Consider the following 12,110-nt stretch of genomic DNA (forward strand, 5'->3'; position numbering starts at 1 on the left):
CCCACACACAAACCGCTCCAACCCCCAACACCATCCCGTGAATCACAAACGTGAAAATCAACGCCTGCACAATCTGCCCGAACGTATCCGGCCGTTTGAACGCCGTCAGGGTGTAGAAAATCCAGGCCGAGACAAACCCCGGGATCAGGTACTGCAACAGCGGAATCACTTCTTTCACCAGATCATCCATGATCGGTCGCTCCTTGAATCAAAAACAATCCTCCAGAAACAGCAATGCCGGCCCGTAATGGGCCGGCATTCAAAGCCTAGTGCACGCTGGAAAGACGCTTGCGATCAAGTGTCACGGGGCATTACGCATCGTAGAGAAAACAGGGAGCCGTGAGGATTAGTCACAGCCGTGGCACAAAGAAGATCAAACAGGGATTTCTTCAGGTAACCGATGCTCGCGACAGATCAGTTCGATTTCCGGCGGGGCCAACGCTTCGCCGGTCAATCCGCAGACGGCGCCGGCAGTCGATGTCTGGTGGAAGCGACAAGTCCGGCAAAGCCCGTAACTGGGTACGTTTTCGCTGCGTTGAATGTTGCGCAGCAACTCCAGCAACAAGCCTTCCAGATCGCCGGCACGCGCGCCCATGCGTTGCGCGGCATTGCTCAGGAATTCCGGCGGCATCACTGCGTCGATCAGTTCGCGCGCAGTGGTCGTCAGTTCCAGATGCACGCTGCGCTTGTCTCGGGCGTCCGGAACCTTGGTCAGAAAACCATGGGTCTCCAGCGCCTTGAGCGACTGCGACACGGTGCCCTTGGTCAGGCCCAGATAATCGGTAACCGCCAGCGGCGTATTCGAATAGCGGTTGCACCGCGCCAGGTACAGCAGCGCGCTGAGTTGAATCGGTTGCAGTTCGGCCAGCAGCGGGTGCTCGCGAAACCACACCCGGGTCAGGCTCGACAATCTTTCCAGCAGGTCAAACAACACGGTCATCGCCTGTTTCAATGGGATCGATAAATAGTATCGTTTAAAAACCTTATTGACAAAAAACAGTGCCACCTTAGGATTGCGGTGTCGATTCGAAACTTAAACGCACATCGAGGCATTCCATGAAAAGCGCATTGGCATTGACCATCAGCACGCTTCTGGCAACACAAGCCTGGGCCCACGGACCTGAAGGCATTCACAGCGAACCCGGTAAAACCGACGCCGCGTTCGATCTGGTCCACACCCGTGTTTTCAAGGACGGCAACACCCTGGTCTTCGAACAATTGGTCGATGGCAAGGCCGGCAGCCGCGTGCCGACCGCCAAGGGTTCATTCGCCGGCGCCGAGGTCTACAGCTACGTCTGGCCCACCAGCCTCGACAGCGGCGCCGTCGGTTTTGAAGCGAACTCAGGCATTCTCGCCCTCGCTCTGACCTCGCATCCGGACTTCGATGACACCCCGCAGTTGGATGAAAACAAGGATGGCAAGAAGGACAACGATGGTGGCCTCTGGCACTCGCACTGGGTGGTTCTGAGCAAGGATGAAAGCTGCGGCCCCGGTGGCCTGAAAGTGCGCGACATCCCCAAGGACGCCAAACCGAAACTGCCCGCGACCTGGCCCGGCGCGCCGATTTACATCGACTCCCCCGGCTACGACCTGAGTGTGAAACAGAACGCCGCGCAGATCCGCGTGCCGCTGGCTGCCGTCGGTTTCCCGCAAAGCTTCAACTATGACGGCGTCACCGCAGCGCTGAAGGTCAATGCCGACCTGCACAACCCGCTGCTGTGTGTCAGCAGCGTCTACGACATCGCCTCGGGCAACCTCTCGCTGCCCGGCACCTGGAAAATGCAGGAGAGCCAATAATGTTCGTCAAAGTATTCGATACCCACGTGCGCACCAAAGATGGCCGCTATCTTCATTTCGACGTGCTGACCGATCGCGAAGCCGAAGCAGCGAAAGCCTACGCTCGGCAGTTCCTGATGGACAACGGCTTGCAGGACGAAGACATTTCCCAGAGCCAGTGTCTGTTCTGCCACAGCGAGCCGGCCAATCCGCAGGTCGCCAAGGCCATCGCCGAAGACGGCTATTTCATCATCACCCTGCAAGGTTTCGAGGAGTAACGCCATGACCCGTTATCAGCCGTTGAACTGTGATCTGCACGACTACCTGGAAATCGCCTGCCTGCGCGGCTATCAGCTGGACATCGAGCTGATCGACGGTCAGCGGCTGATGGCCCGGGCCGTGACCACGCGAACCAGCAGTGACAAAGAAGAATTTCTGGTGATCGAACAACTGGGCGCGCAACAGGAAATTCGCCTCGACCAGTTGCTCGCCATCACACCTCAGGAGACCAACGCCGAGTTCGGTCGGGTGGTACTTACCGGAGAGGTCTGCGGAATCTGAACGAAAAAAATCCCGCCCAGCGTCAACCGGGCGGGATTGTCTGCGACACGTCGTTTTACGCGACCACGGGAATCATCGGATCCGCAGCCGCCAGCGCGCTCGCGCGGTCAGCCGCCGGCGGGTAGATCCACTGGGTGTTGATCTGGGTCTTGAGCGACTTGCCCTCTTCCTTGACCAGTTTCACCTGACGATCCCAGCCTTCGGTGTACACCGCGCCCCAGGCGCCGAGGTCGAGGCAGGTCACGTACTTCGGTTGGCTGTACGGCGTCGGGTCGACACCCAGAATCTGCGCCGCGACGTTGTTGCCGGCGTGACGACCGAGGGAAATCGCGTGCTGGCAGGTCATCAGGGCGAAGTTGCCGACATCGTCGGTGGCCGCGTAAGCCACGTCGCCGGTGGCGAAGATGTCGTCCTGGCCGATGACTTTCAGGTTGGCATCAACGTGCAGACGGCCCTGGCGATCACGCTCGGCAGGAATCTGTTCGGTCAGGGAGCTGGCGCGCACACCGGTGGTCCAGACCACGGTTTTTGCCTCGATGCGCTGGCCGTCCGACAGGGTCACGCCGTTTTCATCGACCGACAGCACCGACACACCCAGTCGCCACTCCACGCCCAACTCTTCGCTAGCTTCAGCAATCGACACGCTGATGGCTTCGCCCATGGAAGCGCCGACTTTCTGCCCACGGTCAACGATGATCACTTGAACCTTGGCATCAGCGCCCAGCACAGCCCGCAGACGCGCCGGCATTTCAGTGGCGGTTTCAATACCGGTGAAACCACCGCCAGCGACGACCACGGTGTTGCGTGCCTGGCTTTCAGGCTGACCGATCAGGGAATCGAGGTGGTTTTCCAGGCGGATGGCGGCTTCGATCTGGTCGACGTCAAACGCGTATTGCGCCACGCCCGGGGTGTCCGGCAGGGCCAGGCCGCTGCCGGAGGCCAGTACCAGTTTGTCGTAGTTGAACACCTGCTGCGCACCGGCTGCGTCGGTGTAGCCCACGGTTTTCGTCTGTACGTCGATGGTGTTCGCCGCGCCCTTGATGAAGTTGACGCCGACCGCGTCGAACAGATCGCCCAGCGGTGCTGCCAGTGTGTGGGCATTCGGCTCGTAGAAACGCGGACGAACGCGCAGCTCGGCCTGCGGCGCCAACACGGTCACGTCGATGTTGTCCCGATTGTGAATGTCGACCAGACGCGTGGCGCTCAACGCCGTCCACATGCCACCGAAACCTGCGCCGATTACCAGAATGTGCTGTTTCATTGTTCTCTCCAGGCACGAAGCCAAGTCACTGAATGAGGTTGAAGGATTCACATCATCGGGAGCGGACTCGGCTGTATTTTTCAAGAACGCGGAAGGCTGCTCACCGGATAACGGCGACTCTATTGGTCGCCTTTAGATCCAACAAGTCAGATTTTGTGATGATTAGCATCGAAAACTTCGATAGCTCAGATTGATCTGAGCCACCCTCTTTAACTCGTTGATTTAGCTGAAAACCAAGAAAAACGGGATCCTCATAGCCAAAAAACCAAAGTGTTCCCGAATTGTTTGCCACGAACAACCCTGATAACATCGGCGACAAATACAGTCGGAGATAGTTATGTCGCTTTACAGTGCGGGGGTCGAGTACGGCATTCACTGCCTGGCCTTTCTGGTGGGCAGCGGCGGTGACAGTCGTGAAGCCAGCGTGCGTGACCTGGCAGAGCTGCAAGGGGTGCCGCTGGATTACCTGGCGAAGATCTTCACCAAACTGGCCAAAGGCAAACTGGTGGAATCCACCGGCGGTGTGCGCGGCGGCTTCACTCTGGCGCGTCCGGCGGACGAAATCACCCTGCTCGACATCGTCAATGCCATCGATGGTCCCAAGAACATTTTCGAATGCCGGGACATTCGCGGACGCTGCGCGCTGTTCGACGGCTCCCCGCCGGACTGGGCACTGGACGGCACCTGCTCGATTCACGCCGCGATGATGACCGCGCAAAAGCGTATGGAAGAAGCCCTCGCCCAACAGACCATCCTCGACATCGCCAGAAAGGTCGGGCGCAAGGCACCGGCAGGGTTCAACAGCCAGGTGGAAGACTGGATGCAGGATCGTCGGGAAAAGAAGACCGGCGGCGCCGGCATTCCGCTCACCGAAATCTCGGACTGAGCCCGATCAGCAGGCAAAAAAAAGCAGAAACCGATCTCCGGTTTCTGCTTTTTTATTTCGCCATTACAGGCAGTCGCGCACCGCTTTGCGCAACGACCCGGACTTCGCCCACGGCGGCCCCTGGTACAGGGAAACGCGGCTGCCGTCCTTGTACTTGACCACATCGAGAATCTCGTCGGCGGTGACGATGCTCGGCGCGGTGATCCGGTAGCCATTTGAAATCGCTGTCTGGGACGTCTTGGCAACGTCCTGCTGCCATAGCGGCAATACACATGCGGCGTAGTCCTTGGGAGTCTTGTCGCTGGTCTTGCTGACATTCGGCTCGCCCGGCACCAGTGACGCAGGCAACGAACAACCGGCCAATGCCGCCATCAGCATCCCTCCGATCAACATCCGCATGGTGATTCCTTCATCTGAAAAAACGCAAATGTACCCTGTAACTGTTCGGACATCCATCGTAGCGCTCTGCCGGTACTCCCCGAAAACCGGGCCATTCAGCTCACCGACAGAAGACCTTGCCCCACACCGGAAAAATGCGGCTACTCTGTTTTACCGAGAATGTTCCGGAGGTGATCATGCGGCTCAATGAATACGAACACGAACTTCAACGTGACCTGCAAAGCGTGGCATCGGACTTGAGATGGTCGGCGGTGGACCTCAAGCGCATCGCCGAGCAACTGCGTCAGTCGGGCAACGAGGCGGACGCCCAGGCAGTACTGCGATCCTGCGAAGTGCTGCAAAGCGATGAAGAACGCCTGCAACTGTATGCCCGGGAAGTGAAAGCCCGCGCCATCAGCCGAACCAAAGTCCACTGAACCTCACTCAGCCCACAGCAAAAAGCCCCGGACAACCGGGGCTTTTTCTTCACAGACCTTCAGTCTGTCTTGCGGCCGCGTGCGCGGCTTTTGTATCCCGGCAGCGCTGCGGCGTACGCCAGCGCTTCCTCGCGACTGGCAAACGAAGCGAGCCGGTCACCCTGCGTGCAGACCCGCCACGGGCCGTTGTTCACACTGAGTACGTCGTAGCCATTCATGTGCATTTTGTTCAGCATCGCCATGCTCATAGGCACCTCCTGTCTGGTAACGAACTTTTCCACCTTACACCCGCAATGCACCGCCGTGCCGACCGAACGTCGCACCGCGGCCGCGTCAAGTCTCCGGCACTTTTGCCGCTTCCAGGCACTCAGAAGCTCTAAACCGGTAGCGGCCCAAATATTGCTAATTCATGACAGATTTATGACAACCGGCAATCGGGTAACACATGAAAGTACGAGCAACCGTCATCTGCGAACAGGATCGACACATTCTCCTGGTGCGCAAACCCAGGTGCCGCTGGACGCTTCCGGGGGGCACCGTCGAACCGGGAGAAACCCGCGCGCAAGCCGCCGTCCGAGAACTCAAGGAGGAAACCGGGCTGGACAGCGATGACATGCTTTATCTGATGGAATTGCAGAACGGCAGCACCCGCCACCACGTCTACGAGGCATCGGTGCTGAACATCGATCAGGTTCGCCCGCTGAATGAAATCGTCGACTGTCTCTGGCACCCGCTGGATGCGGTGCAGAACCTGAACGTCAGTGACGCCACACTGAGCATCGTCCGCGCCTTTCAGCGACGCCTTTGACCCTCAGCCGGCAAATGCCCGGCGACCGGCGCTCATTTCCGTGCGCAATTCACCGATGAAGTTGGAGATGTCACGAATGGTGACCAGATGCTCAGGAGAAACACCATTGAGCAGCAACTCGACACGCCCGCTGTCGGGTTCGTAAACCTTGATCTGCAAGAGTCCCTGCGCCGTTTCGGTGCAATCGCAATACAGCGGCGAGAAGCCGGATTCGACGATGCGGCAAATGTCGGCAATGGCAATCATGGGGGGCACGCCTCACAGGCGCAGGCTCGGGCGACCCGATCAGCATAGATGAGCTTTTGTCGCCTTGCTCTCACCGACACCCGCAAAATTTGCCAACCGCTTCACATCTTCAAGTCGCCGCTCTCAATGGGCGTCATGGTCCCAAATCCAGTTCCAGATCCCCGGCAGATTCACCGGTTTCGACGACTCGCCCACCGTGCGCGCCAGCGCGGCTTTTTCCAGTGCTGCGCGATCCTCATAGAACGGTTTGTCCGCCAGTCGCACGCCGGTGGCGGCGGCGCTGTCGAGCAGAATCTGCAAGTACTCGCGGGTATGGCGGGCGGTGTAGCGGTTGAGATCGTGGAAGGTCACCACCACCGGAATCACCCCGTCCACTGTTGGCAATTCACCGAGGGCTATCCGTTCGCGGACCTCAGACAGCTGACGCAGCATGTTCGCCCGCCGCCGGGGGCTGGCGTTGAAGCCCCAGATCTTGCCGTCGTTGGCGCTCAGATCAGTCAGCAAAACCTGCATGTGGTGCTGCTGATAGGCGGCGAAGGTGCGTTTGTCGTAGTTCCAGAACGGCGGGCGCAATAACGTCGGCGGCGCGCCGGTAATTGCCGCGATGTCCGCCGAGCCGTTGGTCAACGTGGTTTCGAGCTCATCCGGGTCGAGCAATCGATGATTGGTGTGCCAATGGGTGGCGGTGTGAAAGCCCAGAATGTGCCCTTCAGCGTGCTCGCGGCGCATCACCTGCCGGCCGATCTCACTGTTGCCCGCTCGCGGCGCGCGGGTCTGGACGAAAAACACCGCTTTGATCCCCGGCTGCAGCGGGTTGTCCTTGAGGCTGTCGAGCACGGTGTCGGTGGGGTTGAAAAGACTGGAAGCGCTGGGCCCGTCATCGAAGGTCAACAGAAAGCGCACAGGCGCCTGCTCTTTGAGCCGGGCTTCTGTCTGCGCGGTCATTTCAATGGGAGCGGCGATGCACCCGGCCAACCCGACGGCCATCGCCATCGCGCAGAAAAGCTTGAACCACTGTGTCATGTTTTGCCTTGAGCCCCGACCGTTACGGTCATGTTGTCGATTGGCAAAACTCCTTCGCCGCTGCTGCCTCCCTGCGACCCATTGAGATGGGCCGAGGTTGGATAAAGATACACAGGGTTTGGTTCCGGCGCTCGCTCAGCGTGCCAGTGCCTGTTGAAACGAGCTGTCGATGATCCCCGCCGTGGCCAGCGGAGCCGGCAGCGCCTTGACCTTGAACAGGAAGTCGGCGGTGCTTTGCAGATCGGCGGCGGCCTGCTGATCCACCGGGCCGACCGTCATGTGCGCCTGGCGCAACCAGTGCCGCGAAACCTGCTGATCGAGGTTGGCTTTCTTCGCCCACAGGTCGGCGTATTCGTCGGTGTGGCTGTCGACCCAGGCCCGGGCCTGCTTCAGGCGCCCGAGGAAATCGGCGATCGCTTCGCGCTTGCTGTCGATGGACGGCGCAGACGCGGCGATGGCGCTCAAACCCGGCATCAGGTTTTTCGCGGTGAGAATCGGCCGCGCACCGGAGAACACGATCTGCTGGGAAATGTAGGGTTCCCAGACCGGGAACGCATCGATGCTGCCTTGCGGTAGCGCCGCCGCTGCATCGATCGGCATCAGCTTGACGAAGTCGACGTAGTTCTCCGGCAAACCGCCCTGCTCCAGTGCCCGCAAGGTCAATTGCTGACTCCAGGCACCCGGCCAGTAGGCGACTTTTTTGCCCTTCAGGTCCTCGATGGTTTTCACCGGAGAATCCTTGGGCACCAACAGGGCGATGGTGTCCGGGTTCTGTCGCGACACCCCGATCAGTTTCACCGGCGCCTGTTTGGCAGCCAGAAACAGAAACCCCGAATCCCCCAAGAAACCCAGATCCAGGGATCCGGTCTGCAACGCCTCGGCCAACGGCGCGGCAGCCTGGAAGTGTTTCCAGTCGACCGTGTAAGGCGCGTCCTTCAACACGCCGGACGCCTCTATGGACGCGCGGATGTTGTAGTAATTCTGGTCGCCGACGTGCAGGACCAAGGGTTCGGCAGCGTAGGTCAATGGCGTGGCAAACAGTGCGCTGGTCAACGCGGCGCGTAGGAAACGTGAGAGCTTCATGGCGAGTCCTGCAGAGGGATTTTTATAGACCATAACGCTCTTACAAATCAGATTTTAAATTCGATTTTCGCATAAGCTCAGCACCTTCCCGCCGCACTGTTGGCCGAGCAACAGTGGCTCGGAACAGTGTTTTCCCTGCAACACTTCCGACCTGAAAAACCGGCGTCAAACCCCGTAAATACGGGACAACGCGCACATGGCACAGAGCCTGCAATATTCCTTTCATGCAGGAAGCATTCGATAAAAATATCTTTTTGGACATAAGAATCTGTTGCCTTGCCGGAGCGTGCCCATGAAATCCCTCTTACCGTTTTCCCGCGTCAAAACGCTGCTCGCGGCCTGCGCAGTCGCCCTGAGCCTGCACCCTTTCGCCCACGCTGCCGAAGCGCCGCCGGCCGAAGTGCATCTGGATTACGCCTATTACTCGCCGGTCAGCCTGGCGCTCAAACATCTGGGCTACCTGGAAAAAGCCTTGCCCCAGAGCAAAGTCAGCTGGGTGCTGAGCCAGGGCAGCAACCGCTCGCTGGAGTACCTCAACAGCGGCGGCGTGGATTTCGCCTCGTCGGCCAGCCTCGCTGCCGTGCTCAGCCGCGCCAATGGCAGCCCGATCAAATCGGTCTACGTCTACAGCCGCGCCGAATGGACCGCGCTGGTGGTGCGCAAGGACTCGCCGATCCAGTCCGTCGCCGACCTCAAGGGCAAGAAAATCGCCGCTACCAAAGGCACCGATCCGTACCTGTTCACCTTGCGCACCCTGCAACAGGCCGGGCTGAAAAAGGACGATGTGGAACTGGTGCACCTGCAACACCCGGACGGCCGCACCGCGCTGGAGAAAGGCGATGTCGACGCCTGGGCCGGCCTCGATCCGCACATGGCCGCCAGCCAGGTGCAGGCCGGTTCGCGCCTGCTGTACCGCAATCGCGACTTCAACAGCTACGGCGTGGTCAGCGTTACCGAGCAATACGCCAAGCAACACCCGCAAACCATCGACACCGTGATCAAGGCCTATGAGCAGGCCCGCGAGTGGTCGGTGAAGAACCCCGAAGAATTGGCCAAGTTGCTCGCCAGCGAATCCGGCCTGCCGCTGGACGTGGCCAAACTGCAACTGTCGCGCACCGACCTGAGCAGCCCGCAACTGACCACCAGGGACGTGCTGGCCTCGAAAGCCGCCGCGCCGATTCTGGTCTCCGAAGAACTGGTGCGCCGTGGAGTGAATGTCGACCAGGTCATCGATCAGTTGATCGACACCGGTTTCCAGCAAGTCGCCGCCGCCCAGTAACCGATCAGGCTCATGACAAGTCCGCGCCCGTCGCGGATTTGTCGTGAGCGGAGAACCGTCCATGAGCAACGACTTGCCCGCCCGCCTCGCCTTGTCGGCACCACGGCGAAAACTCCCACTGCTGAATCCGCTCTGGCGCCGGCGCCTTAAGGGCCTGGCCCTGCCATTGCTGATCGTGATCGCCTTGGAATTTATCGTACGCATCGGCTGGCTGCCGTCCTACCAGATGCCGGCGCCGAGCGAGATTGCCCTGACCCTTACAGATCTGGCCGAAGGTGCCTTGTGGAAACACATCGGCGCCAGTCTGATTCGCGTGCTGCTGGGGTTTGCCATCGGCGCGAGTCTGGCGCTGGTGTTCGCCGCATGGGTCGGCCTCAGCCGCGAAGCCGAGGCCTATCTGGAACCGACCTTCGCCGCGCTGCGTTCGATTCCCAGCCTGGCCTGGGTGCCGCTGTTGTTGCTGTGGCTGGGGATCGACGAGACCTCGAAAATCGTCCTGATCGCCATCGGCGCGTTCTTCCCGGTTTACGTCAACGTGGTCGCGGCGATTCGCAACATCGACCGCAAACTGGTGGAGGTCGGGCATATCTACGGTTTCAGTCCGCTGCAACTGGTGCGACGGATTCTGTTGCCAGCTGCCCTGCCCGGTCTGTTTACCGGATTGCGCAGCGGCATGAGCCTGTCGTGGATGTTTCTGGTGGCGGCCGAACTGATCGCGGCGACCAAAGGGCTGGGTTACCTGCTCAGTGACGGTCGCGAGACTTCGCGACCGGACATCGTGCTGGCCGCGATCATCGTCCTGGCACTGCTCGGCAAACTCAGCGATGGCCTGCTGGCCATATTGGAACGCCGCTGGCTGGTCTGGCGCGATGCGTTCACCGGCCAGGGCAGCAAGGATTGAACCGTGCAACTAAGCTGAAGCCTTCAGGCAGCTGTTCGCCGGAGGATCGGCCGATGTGCGGAAGACTGTCGCAATACCGTGGCATCCACGATTTCGTCGCGGTGCTGAGCATTCCCGATGCGCTGATCAATCACGTCGGCGACGCACCGCTGGCGCATTACAACGCTGCGCCCACCACGTCACTGGCGATCCTCCATCAGCACCGACAACGGCTATACGCCGACAATCTGCGCTGGGGCTGGCGCCCGCACTGGGCCAAGGATCGCGCTGCGCCAATCAACGCGCGGGTGGAAAAAGTCGCCCACGGGCCGTTCTTTCGAGCGATCTGGCGCCATCGACTGATCGTGCCGGTCGACAACTGGTTCGAGTGGGTCGATGCACCCGACAAGAGCCGACAGCCGTGGCTGATTCGTCGCGCCGACCATCAACCGGTTTTCTGCGCCGCCATCGGCCAGTTTCCGATACCCGGCGAACCTCCACGGGAAGACGACGGCTTCGTCATCATCACCGCCGACAGCGAAGGTGGCTTGCTCGATGTGCATGACCGTCGCCCGATTGTGCTGCACGCCGATCGGGTACAGGAATGGCTCGATCCCGCCACGCCCACCGAGCGCGCCGAGCAGATGCTGCTGTTTGAAGCCGAACCCAGCGAAGCGTTCCAATGGCACAAAGTCGGCAAAGCGGTGGGCAACTCCCGCAATCAGGGGTCTGAATTGATTGAAGCGGTGACGTAAATAAATGCCGATGCGGTGCGTTATCAAGAGCAGGAATTCACGAATTGAATCCTGCGCGTTACACCCGGTGTTTCAAACGCGAAACATTCAACATAAACAGTCGTTTGATTGAACTAACCGCCTGTCTGACATTTCAACCGTCATACATACATTTACAAACACTACGGATAGCATGCGCGCCGCATTTCCTTTTGGCATACCAGTTGACCAAAGAGTCAGCAAAACCAGGAATACCCCACAAACTTAACAAGCCTTGCAGAGAACTAAGTTGCGCGACGATTTTGCAATCAAACAGGTCACAGGCCTGGAGTGTATTCATCTGTCCACGACAGAACGCTTTCAACTCGACTGTTTTATCGGCCACTACATAAAGACTCGAAACCTGCGTGACGTACCCGATATCGACCGCATCCTGCGCGCCACACTCGAAAACTATCCCTGCCACCCGCCGGTGATGGTCAACGAGCTGAATGCCTGGATCGACAAGACCTTGGGTTATCGGGCCTCCCACCCCGATTTCACGCAGCTGGACGATCTTTGATGAAACGAAAAAGCCCCGCAATCGCGGGGCTTTTTCGTTGTGGCGTTCAGGGTTTCAGCGGGCGTTCCTGATCACGGTCGGACAACTCGCGGCTGTCGTCATGCTTCCAGGTCTGCTCCTTGTGTTTCTCCCGCTCGATCTCTTCTTCGCTCGGCTCGTCATCTTTTTCGGGACGTTTCTGCTCGGTTGCCATGTT

18 protein-coding genes and 1 pseudogene are annotated in these 12,110 nt (G+C 59.5%); 10 read left to right on the plus strand and 9 right to left on the minus strand.

Going from position 1 to position 12,110, the window contains the following annotated elements; all coding sequences use genetic code 11:
- Nucleotides 1-190, minus strand: a pseudogene (locus tag C1X29_RS12420) (hypothetical protein); the annotation flags it as partial.
- A 183-nt stretch (nt 191-373) separates the two neighbouring features.
- Nucleotides 374-940: a MarR family winged helix-turn-helix transcriptional regulator gene (locus C1X29_RS12425; RefSeq protein ID WP_102717553.1), complete on the minus strand. Its 567-nt coding sequence runs from the start codon at nt 938-940 to the stop codon at nt 374-376.
- 116 nt (nt 941-1,056) lie between these two features.
- On the opposite strand from C1X29_RS12425, the gene C1X29_RS12430 reads away from it, so the two are divergent.
- From C1X29_RS12430 to C1X29_RS12440, 3 genes are read left to right on the plus strand one after another with little or no spacing between them, the layout of a single operon-like run.
- Complete coding sequence (locus tag C1X29_RS12430; RefSeq protein WP_102717554.1) at nt 1,057-1,797, plus strand: hypothetical protein; 741 nt, start codon at nt 1,057-1,059, stop codon at nt 1,795-1,797.
- Nucleotides 1,797-2,054 carry a DUF2024 family protein gene (locus C1X29_RS12435; RefSeq protein ID WP_007950496.1) on the plus strand — a complete coding sequence of 86 codons (258 nt, stop codon included), beginning with the start codon at nt 1,797-1,799 and terminating at the stop codon, nt 2,052-2,054. The genes C1X29_RS12430 and C1X29_RS12435 overlap by 1 nt, the downstream gene beginning before the upstream one ends.
- A gap of 4 nt (nt 2,055-2,058) precedes the next feature.
- A complete protein-coding gene (locus tag C1X29_RS12440) occupies nt 2,059-2,337 on the plus strand; it encodes a Rho-binding antiterminator (RefSeq protein ID WP_102717555.1) in 279 nt (92 codons plus the stop codon).
- Between the two features lie 55 nt (nt 2,338-2,392).
- Here C1X29_RS12440 and C1X29_RS12445 read toward each other — a convergent pair whose 3' ends face one another.
- The gene (locus C1X29_RS12445; protein WP_102717556.1) at nt 2,393-3,598 is read right to left on the minus strand and encodes an NAD(P)/FAD-dependent oxidoreductase; all 1,206 of its coding nucleotides are present in this window, start codon (nt 3,596-3,598) and stop codon (nt 2,393-2,395) included.
- Nucleotides 3,599-3,935: 337 nt separating this feature from the next.
- Here C1X29_RS12445 and C1X29_RS12450 point away from each other — a divergent pair, with 337 nt between their 5' ends.
- Nucleotides 3,936-4,484 carry an Rrf2 family transcriptional regulator gene (locus tag C1X29_RS12450; RefSeq protein ID WP_102717557.1) on the plus strand — a complete coding sequence of 183 codons (549 nt, stop codon included), beginning with the start codon at nt 3,936-3,938 and terminating at the stop codon, nt 4,482-4,484.
- Between the two features lie 63 nt (nt 4,485-4,547).
- Here the strand turns inward: C1X29_RS12450 and C1X29_RS12455 are convergent, their stop codons facing one another.
- Nucleotides 4,548-4,883, minus strand: coding sequence for a hypothetical protein (locus C1X29_RS12455; protein ID WP_041475321.1), 336 nt, complete (start codon nt 4,881-4,883; stop codon nt 4,548-4,550).
- A 176-nt stretch (nt 4,884-5,059) separates the two neighbouring features.
- On the opposite strand from C1X29_RS12455, the gene C1X29_RS12460 reads away from it, so the two are divergent.
- Nucleotides 5,060-5,299 (plus strand): hypothetical protein, encoded by a 240-nt coding sequence (locus tag C1X29_RS12460; protein ID WP_007950501.1) that lies wholly within the window; start codon nt 5,060-5,062, stop codon nt 5,297-5,299.
- A gap of 59 nt (nt 5,300-5,358) precedes the next feature.
- Here the strand turns inward: C1X29_RS12460 and C1X29_RS12465 are convergent, their stop codons facing one another.
- Entirely contained in the window at nt 5,359-5,547 is a 189-nt protein-coding gene (locus tag C1X29_RS12465; protein ID WP_085602946.1) for a DUF2188 domain-containing protein, read from the minus strand.
- Nucleotides 5,548-5,744: 197 nt separating this feature from the next.
- Here C1X29_RS12465 and C1X29_RS12470 point away from each other — a divergent pair, with 197 nt between their 5' ends.
- Entirely contained in the window at nt 5,745-6,107 is a 363-nt protein-coding gene (locus C1X29_RS12470; protein WP_085602944.1) for an NUDIX hydrolase, read from the plus strand.
- Between the two features lie 3 nt (nt 6,108-6,110).
- On the opposite strand, the gene C1X29_RS12475 is transcribed toward C1X29_RS12470, so the two are convergent.
- The 3 genes from C1X29_RS12475 to C1X29_RS12485 all read right to left on the minus strand — a co-directional run bounded on the left by C1X29_RS12475 (nt 6,111) and on the right by C1X29_RS12485 (nt 8,459).
- Nucleotides 6,111-6,353, minus strand: a complete 243-nt coding sequence (locus tag C1X29_RS12475) for a DUF1652 domain-containing protein (protein WP_011334667.1) — start codon at nt 6,351-6,353, stop codon at nt 6,111-6,113.
- A 123-nt stretch (nt 6,354-6,476) separates the two neighbouring features.
- Nucleotides 6,477-7,376, minus strand: coding sequence for a polysaccharide deacetylase family protein (locus tag C1X29_RS12480; protein ID WP_102717558.1), 900 nt, complete (start codon nt 7,374-7,376; stop codon nt 6,477-6,479).
- Between the two features lie 135 nt (nt 7,377-7,511).
- Nucleotides 7,512-8,459 carry an ABC transporter substrate-binding protein gene (locus C1X29_RS12485; RefSeq protein ID WP_011334669.1) on the minus strand — a complete coding sequence of 316 codons (948 nt, stop codon included), beginning with the start codon at nt 8,457-8,459 and terminating at the stop codon, nt 7,512-7,514.
- Between the two features lie 292 nt (nt 8,460-8,751).
- Between C1X29_RS12485 and C1X29_RS12490 the strand changes: the two genes are divergently transcribed.
- The 4 genes from C1X29_RS12490 (at nt 8,752) to C1X29_RS12505 (ending at nt 11,914) form a co-directional block, all read left to right on the plus strand.
- Nucleotides 8,752-9,738 carry an aliphatic sulfonate ABC transporter substrate-binding protein gene (locus C1X29_RS12490; RefSeq protein WP_102717559.1) on the plus strand — a complete coding sequence of 329 codons (987 nt, stop codon included), beginning with the start codon at nt 8,752-8,754 and terminating at the stop codon, nt 9,736-9,738.
- Nucleotides 9,739-9,799: 61 nt separating this feature from the next.
- The gene (locus C1X29_RS12495; RefSeq protein ID WP_011334671.1) at nt 9,800-10,639 is read left to right on the plus strand and encodes an ABC transporter permease; all 840 of its coding nucleotides are present in this window, start codon (nt 9,800-9,802) and stop codon (nt 10,637-10,639) included.
- A gap of 53 nt (nt 10,640-10,692) precedes the next feature.
- Nucleotides 10,693-11,373 carry an SOS response-associated peptidase gene (locus C1X29_RS12500; RefSeq protein ID WP_102687080.1) on the plus strand — a complete coding sequence of 227 codons (681 nt, stop codon included), beginning with the start codon at nt 10,693-10,695 and terminating at the stop codon, nt 11,371-11,373.
- A gap of 268 nt (nt 11,374-11,641) precedes the next feature.
- Complete coding sequence (locus tag C1X29_RS12505) at nt 11,642-11,914, plus strand: hypothetical protein (protein WP_085605099.1); 273 nt, start codon at nt 11,642-11,644, stop codon at nt 11,912-11,914.
- 46 nt (nt 11,915-11,960) lie between these two features.
- Here C1X29_RS12505 and C1X29_RS29415 read toward each other — a convergent pair whose 3' ends face one another.
- Nucleotides 11,961-12,107, minus strand: coding sequence for a hypothetical protein (locus C1X29_RS29415; RefSeq protein WP_165369550.1), 147 nt, complete (start codon nt 12,105-12,107; stop codon nt 11,961-11,963).
- Nucleotides 12,108-12,110: the final 3 nt, after the last annotated feature.

The sequence above is a fragment of the Pseudomonas sp. GW456-12-10-14-LB2 genome, assembly GCF_002884345.1.
GTDB classification, from domain to species: domain Bacteria; phylum Pseudomonadota; class Gammaproteobacteria; order Pseudomonadales; family Pseudomonadaceae; genus Aquipseudomonas; species Aquipseudomonas paraglycinae.

What these genes read in the sequence shown, in the direction of transcription:
- C1X29_RS12460 (WP_007950501.1), top strand. Translation starts at nt 5,060, where the DNA reads ATGCGGCTCAATGAATACGAACACGAACTTCAACGTGACCTGCAAAGC.
- C1X29_RS12440 (WP_102717555.1), top strand. Translation starts at nt 2,059, where the DNA reads ATGACCCGTTATCAGCCGTTGAACTGTGATCTGCACGACTACCTGGAA.
- C1X29_RS12425 (WP_102717553.1), bottom strand. Translation starts at nt 940, where the DNA reads ATGACCGTGTTGTTTGACCTGCTGGAAAGATTGTCGAGCCTGACCCGG.
- C1X29_RS12465 (WP_085602946.1), bottom strand. Translation starts at nt 5,547, where the DNA reads ATGAGCATGGCGATGCTGAACAAAATGCACATGAATGGCTACGACGTA.
- C1X29_RS12470 (WP_085602944.1), top strand. Translation starts at nt 5,745, where the DNA reads ATGAAAGTACGAGCAACCGTCATCTGCGAACAGGATCGACACATTCTC.
- C1X29_RS12485 (WP_011334669.1), bottom strand. Translation starts at nt 8,459, where the DNA reads ATGAAGCTCTCACGTTTCCTACGCGCCGCGTTGACCAGCGCACTGTTT.
- C1X29_RS12445 (WP_102717556.1), bottom strand. Translation starts at nt 3,598, where the DNA reads ATGAAACAGCACATTCTGGTAATCGGCGCAGGTTTCGGTGGCATGTGG.
- C1X29_RS12480 (WP_102717558.1), bottom strand. Translation starts at nt 7,376, where the DNA reads ATGACACAGTGGTTCAAGCTTTTCTGCGCGATGGCGATGGCCGTCGGG.
- C1X29_RS29415 (WP_165369550.1), bottom strand. Translation starts at nt 12,107, where the DNA reads ATGGCAACCGAGCAGAAACGTCCCGAAAAAGATGACGAGCCGAGCGAA.
- C1X29_RS12475 (WP_011334667.1), bottom strand. Translation starts at nt 6,353, where the DNA reads ATGATTGCCATTGCCGACATTTGCCGCATCGTCGAATCCGGCTTCTCG.
- C1X29_RS12430 (WP_102717554.1), top strand. Translation starts at nt 1,057, where the DNA reads ATGAAAAGCGCATTGGCATTGACCATCAGCACGCTTCTGGCAACACAA.
- C1X29_RS12450 (WP_102717557.1), top strand. Translation starts at nt 3,936, where the DNA reads ATGTCGCTTTACAGTGCGGGGGTCGAGTACGGCATTCACTGCCTGGCC.
- C1X29_RS12495 (WP_011334671.1), top strand. Translation starts at nt 9,800, where the DNA reads ATGAGCAACGACTTGCCCGCCCGCCTCGCCTTGTCGGCACCACGGCGA.
- C1X29_RS12490 (WP_102717559.1), top strand. Translation starts at nt 8,752, where the DNA reads ATGAAATCCCTCTTACCGTTTTCCCGCGTCAAAACGCTGCTCGCGGCC.
- C1X29_RS12435 (WP_007950496.1), top strand. Translation starts at nt 1,797, where the DNA reads ATGTTCGTCAAAGTATTCGATACCCACGTGCGCACCAAAGATGGCCGC.
- C1X29_RS12500 (WP_102687080.1), top strand. Translation starts at nt 10,693, where the DNA reads ATGTGCGGAAGACTGTCGCAATACCGTGGCATCCACGATTTCGTCGCG.
- C1X29_RS12455 (WP_041475321.1), bottom strand. Translation starts at nt 4,883, where the DNA reads ATGCGGATGTTGATCGGAGGGATGCTGATGGCGGCATTGGCCGGTTGT.